Genomic DNA, 6,000 nt, shown 5'->3' with positions numbered 1-6,000 from the left:
TCAGCCTTCGGCAGAGCGGTACTATTTCTCTGTATCGTGTCCATTTTCCGCGCGCAGCGCGGAAAATGGACACAGAAGATGACCAAGTACCATGCTGCCGCAGGCTCAATCTCTGCCTTTAGGAAGCCGAATCACGCAAGTGCGTAACTCCTACTATTATTATTTCCAATAAAGTCTCATACACGGCGGCGCGCTACTTCGCCATTGTTTCGAGCACGCCGCCGAGCGCCGCAATCCAGCTCTCGCCGGGCAGCGTGCGGCGGTCGAGGCGCACGAACTGCGGGCCGACTCGCACGCTCGGATCTTTGCCGAAGCGCCGCCGCAGCTTCTCGCGATCGAGCTCGCCGCCCTCGGGCAGGCGAATAATAAACTCCTCGGCGGTGGTTACCACCGATGTCACCCCGGCGGCCAGCGCCAGCGCCTTGATGTTCAGCCATGTCAGCAGGCACTCGGCCGGCTCGGGCGGCTCGCCAAAGCGGTCGCGCAATTCCTGGCGCAGCTCGCGCACCGCGCGCGGCGTCTGCGCCTCGGCCATGTGCTGGTACACCGCCAGGCGCACCCGGTCGTCGCCGATGTACTCGGGCGGCAGATATGCGTCGAGCGGCAGGTCGAGCGTGATCAGCGGCGAGATCAGCACTTTCTCGTCCACCTTGACAGTCGGCTGCGGCTTGCGCGACGATGGACGAACGACGGAGGACGATGAAGGTGCAGTAGGAGGCTCGCCCCCGGACGGTGCGGTATCAGCGGCCCTGGGGTCGTCGCCTTCGTCTTTTGTCTTCGTTCTTCCGTCTTTCGTCGGCGCCCGGAAGTTCGACGCGACCAGCTGTGCCTTCATCGTGCGCACGGCCTGCTCGAGCAGCCGCGAGTACAGGTCGAAGCCGACGGCGGCGATGTGGCCGCTCTGCTCGGCGCCCAGCAGGTTGCCCGCGCCGCGGATCTCAAGATCGCGCATGGCGATGCGGAAGCCCGCGCCAAGCTCGGTGGCCTCCTGGATGGCCTGCAGGCGCTCCTGGGCATCGGCGGTCATGCGGTGATCGGGCTTGTAGAACAGGTAGGCGTAGGCGCGCTGGGCGCTGCGGCCCACGCGGCCGCGGATCTGGTAGAGCTGCGCCAGGCCGTAGGTGGTGGCGTCGTCGATCACGATCGTGTTGGCGTTCGGCACGTCGAGCCCGCTCTCGATGATCGTCGTGCACACCAGGATGTCGTCTTTGCCGCTGAAGAAGTCGAGCATGACTTTTTCGAGTTGGTGCTCGCCAAGCTGGCCGTGGCCTACGCCAATCTCGGCTTCGGGCACAAGCTGGCGCAGCCTCTCGGCGACGTAGTAGATGCTCTGCACGCGGTTGTGCAGGAAGTAGATCTGGCCGCCGCGGTCAAGCTCGCGCAGCACCGCCTCGCGGATGATCTGGTCGTCGTAGGGCACGACGTAGGTTTTGATCGGCACGCGATCTTCGGGCGGCGTGTCGATCACGCTTAGGTCGCGGATGCCGGCCAGCGCCATGTGCAGCGTGCGCGGGATGGGCGTCGCCGTCATGGTCAGCACGTCGACATTAGCGCGCATCTGCTTGATGCGCTCTTTGTGGCGCACGCCGAAGCGCTGCTCTTCGTCCACCACCAGCAGCCCCAGGTCTTTGAAGTGAATGTCGTTTGAGAGCAGGCGGTGTGTGCCGATGATGATGTCGATCTCGCCGCGCGCCAGCCGCACGGTGATCGCCTCCTGCTCTTTGGCCGAGCGGAAGCGCGAGATCACGTCGATCGTTAGCGGGAAGGCGGCCATGCGCCGGCTAAATGTTTCGTAGTGCTGCTGCGCCAGCACGGTGGTAGGCACCAGCACAGCCACCTGCTTGCCGTCTTGCACGGCCTTGAAGGCGGCGCGCAGCGCGACCTCGGTTTTGCCGAAGCCTACGTCGCCGCAGATCAGCCGGTCCATCGGCTGCACCAGCTCCATGTCGTGCTTGACGTCGGCGATTGCGCGCAGCTGGTCGGGCGTTTCGGCGTAGGGGAAGGCGGCCTCAAGCTCGCGCTGCCACTCGCCGTCGGGGCTGAAGGCGTGGCCCTGGCTGAGCTGGCGCTTGGCGTAGAGCTCGAGCAGGTCGTTGGCCAGCTCTTGCACGGCGGCGCGGGCCTTGCGCTTGGCGCGCTCCCAGTCTTGCGTGCCCAGGCGCGTCAGCGCCGGCGCTGCGTCGCCCGCGCCAATGTAGCGCGACACCCGGTCGATCTGGTCGACCGGCACGTACAGCCGGTCGCCCTCGGCGTAGCGCAGGTTCAGGTACTCCCGCTCGGTCTTGCCGACGACGCGGCGGATCAGGCCTTCGTAGACGGCGATGCCGTGCTCGATGTGCACCACGTAGTCGCCGGTTTTCAGCCCGCGCAGAAACGTGGCGCGCTCTTCGGCGTTGCGGTCGCGCTTGCGCTTGCGCTCGGCGGTGGGGCGGCGCTGGCGCCAGCCGAAGATCTCGGCGTCGGTGTACAGCGTCAGGTTCAGGTCGGCCGAGCGCCAGCCTGCGTCGAGCGAGCCGTGCACTACCACAAAGGACGAAGGATGAAGGACAAAAGGCGAGTGATCTGCAAAGGACGAAGCGCTAGCGTCCTTGGTCTTTGGTCCTTCGTCTTCCGCAGGGCTGTCGTCCTTGGTCTTTCGTCCTTCGTCTTCCTCAGAGCTAGCGTCCTTGGTCTTTGGTCCTTCGTCCTTCGTCTGAAGCGCCTCCTCGACCATCTCTTCGATGCGCGCGGCCTGCGGCGTGACGACCACCACGCGCTCGTTGGCGCGCAGCCGCGCGACGATGTCGTCGATCAGCCGGCGCAGCTGGCCGCCGAACAGCTCGGCCGGGGCGAACAGCCCTTCGGAGAGGCCGATGGCCGCTGGCGGCGGGCTGGTATCGCGCCCGGCCGCGCCAGCCTCCTGTTCCCATCCGCCAACCTCCACGTCGTTGTTGCTCAGGTTTACCAGCGCCAGGTGCTCGCCCTGCGCCAGCAGCTCGCCCCACAGCAGGTACGGCCGCGGAAAGCCGGCGGCCAGCTCGCCCGCGTCGGCGTGGGCCTTGCGGCGCTCTTCGGCGTGGTGGTTCTGCTCGGCGGCGTGCTGCGCCAGCAGCAGCATTTCGCTGAAGACCAGCGGCGTGGCGGGCGGCAGGTGCCTTAGCAACGACGAAGGCGCAAGAACCAGCGGCGCAATCGCCTCGCCGATACGCGCTTGCGCATTGGCCTTCGATCTTTCGTCGTTCGTCGTCTCTTCCCAAAAGAACGGCGCGAACAGTGCGCGCCCCTCGAAGCGCTCGCCCTGCTCGATCCGCTCGATCGCAGCCTGCCACTCGTCGGCGGCCTCGCGGCGCAGCATGCTCGCGTCGAGCGCGCGCATGCGCGCGGCGGCGGCCTCGCGGCGCCACAGCGCGATCTCGTGGGCCGGGCCGACCGTGGCCTCGCGCGCCTGGGCCTCGCTGCGCTGGCTGATCGGGTCGAAGCGCCGCAGGCTGTCGACCTCGTCGCCGAAGAATTCGATCCGCAGCGGCAGGTCGTCGCCGGGCGGGAAGATATCGACGATGCCGCCGCGCCGGTTGAGCTCGCCCGGCTCTTCGACCGTGGGCGTGGCGCGGTAGCCCATCGCCACCCAGCGCTCGATCAGCGCTTCGAGGTTGTGGGCCTCGCCGCGCCGCAGCGTCACGCTGGCCGCCGCGAGGTCGGCCGGCGCGAGCGTGGGCTGGAGCAGCGCTTTGATCGGCGCGACGACGACTAGCGCGGAGTCGCCTTCGGGGCTACGCGCGCCCGGCTCCTGGCTCTTGGTTAGCGCGCGCAGCACGCGCAGCCGCGCGGCGATCACATCGTTGCCTGGCGACATCGGCTCGTAGGGCATGGCGTCGCTGGAGGGGAACAGCAGCACCTGCTCGTCGCCCAGCCACTCGCACAGGTCTTCGCGCGCGCGCAGCGCGGCGTCGCCGTTCTGCACCACGTACACGATCGGGCCGGCCAGGCCGTGCGCCAGCGCGGCCACGATCGGCGCGCGCGCCGCGCCGATCGCCGGGGAGACGTGCAGCCGCTCGGCGTGCTGCCCACGCAGGCGCGCGGCCAGCGCCGCAGTGCGCGGGTGCCCGGCGATCTGCTCAAGAATAGTGCTCAGCTCTGGTTCCATACGTCGTAGCGCAGCCTGCTCTGCACAAAACGATCGGGGGCGTAGCCGCGATGGCTAGCCCCTCGCACCAACGACAGATGTACGCGCGGCGCGCATTGCTGCGGCCGCGTAGGGGATGTTATAGCACGAATCATGCCGATCGTAAAGCGCGCGCGCAGAGCGGAGAGCGGAGAGCGGAGAGCGGAGAGCGTGGGAGCGCATTGCCCGGTGTAGGGCGCGCATCGTGCGCGCCGCCACCGTTAAAGAAGGCCGTGCCACTGGCAACGTCAGACGCTCATGCCTCAGAGTGAACCAGCACATCATTCTGTGCCACAAGGCATGCACCACCGGCATAGCCATAGAGACGGCATTCTTTTACGGGGTCTGGGGCAGCGCCCCAGCGGGGGAGGCAGAGGGCGGGCGGCCGCCTCTGCCGAGGGGCACGGGGGCGCGCAGCCCCCGAAAGCCCTTGTGGGGTCTGGGGCGCGCAGCCCTCGAAAGCCGTGGTGGGGCAGCACGAGGCGCGCACGATGCGCGCCCTATCGCTCATGCCTCGCGGCGCACAAAAGCGTGTCGGTTTGCCACGAGGCATGCGCCGCAGGCGCAGCGAGAGCGATAGCATTCATTTGTGGGGCCTGGGGCGCGCAGCCCTCGAAAACCGTGGTGGGGGCAAGCACGAGGCGCGCACGATGCGCGCCCTACGGGAAAGGCTGTGCCAGCGGCAATGTCAGGCGCTCATGCCTTGCGGCGCACAAAAACGTGCCGGTTTGCCACGAGGCATGCGCCACCGGCGTAGCGACAGAGACGGCATTCATTTGTGGGGTCTGGGGCGCGCAGCCCTCGAAAACCGTGGTGGGGGCAAGCACGAGGCGCGCACGATGCGCGCCCTACGGGAAAGGCCGTGCCAGCATCAACGCCGTACGCGCATGCCTTGCGGCGCACAAAAGCGTGTCGGTTTGCCACGAGGCAGGCGCCACCGGCGTAGCGACAGAGACGGCATTCATTTGTGGGGTCTGGGGCGCGCAGCCCCCGAAAACCGTGGTGGGGACAAGCACGAGGCGCGCACGATGCGCGCCCTACGGGAAAGGCTGTGCCAGCGGCAATGTCAGACGCTCATGCCTTGCGGCGCACAAAAACGTGCCGGTTTGCCACGAGGCATGTGCCACCGGCGTAGCGATAGAGATAGCATTCATTTGTGGGGTCTGGGGCGCGAAGCCCTCGAAAACCGTGGTGGGGGCAAGCACGAGGCGCGCACGATGCGCGCCCTACGGGAAAGGCTGTGCCAGCGGCAATGTCAGGCGCTCATGCCTTGCGGCGCACAAAAACGTGCCGGTTTGCCACGAGGCATGTGCCACCGGCGTAGCGATAGAGATAGCATTCATTTGTGGGGTCTGGGGCGCGAAGCCCTCGAAAACCGTGGTGGGGGCAAGCACGAGGCACGCACGATGCGCGCCCTACGGGAAAGGCTGTGCCAGCGGCAATGTCAGGCGCTCGTGCCTTGCGGCGCACAAAGACGTGCCGGTTTGCCATGAGGCATGCGCCACCGGCGTAGCGATAGCGATAGCATTCATTATGGGCACGGGGGCGCGAAGCCCTCGAAAACCGTGGTGGAAGCAAGCACGAGGCGCGCACGATGCGCGCCCTACGGGAAAGGCTGTGCCAGCGGCAATGTCAAACGCTCATGCCTTGTGGCGCACAAAAACGTGTCGGTTTGCCACGAGGCATGCGCCACCGGCGTAGCGATAGCGATAGCATTCATTATGGGCACGTGGGCGCGCAGCCCTCGAAAACCGTGGTGGAGGCAAGCACGAGGCGCGCACGATGCGCGCCCTACGGGAAAGGCCGTGCCAGGATCAACGCCGTACGCACATGCCTTGCGGCGCACAAAAACGTGCCGG

The 6,000-nt window shown here is 67.1% G+C and carries 1 protein-coding gene; it reads right to left on the bottom strand.

Annotation, left to right across the window (positions count from 1 at the left end; translation table 11 throughout):
* Positions 1-193 precede the first annotated feature (193 nt).
* Positions 194-4,123 carry a transcription-repair coupling factor gene (mfd, locus tag U0177_RS24860; protein WP_409573365.1) on the bottom strand — a complete coding sequence of 1,310 codons (3,930 nt, stop codon included), beginning with the start codon at positions 4,121-4,123 and terminating at the stop codon, positions 194-196.
* Positions 4,124-6,000 lie beyond the last annotated feature (1,877 nt).

It is taken from the genome of Kouleothrix sp., assembly GCF_046328425.1.
GTDB lineage: Bacteria > Chloroflexota > Chloroflexia > Chloroflexales > Roseiflexaceae > Kouleothrix.
The sequence above is the reverse complement of the archived record's forward strand: the minus strand, read 5'-3'. Positions and strand labels throughout refer to the sequence as shown.

What these genes read in the sequence shown, in the direction of transcription:
- mfd (WP_409573365.1), bottom strand. Translation starts at nt 4,123, where the DNA reads ATGGAACCAGAGCTGAGCACTATTCTTGAGCAGATCGCCGGGCACCCG.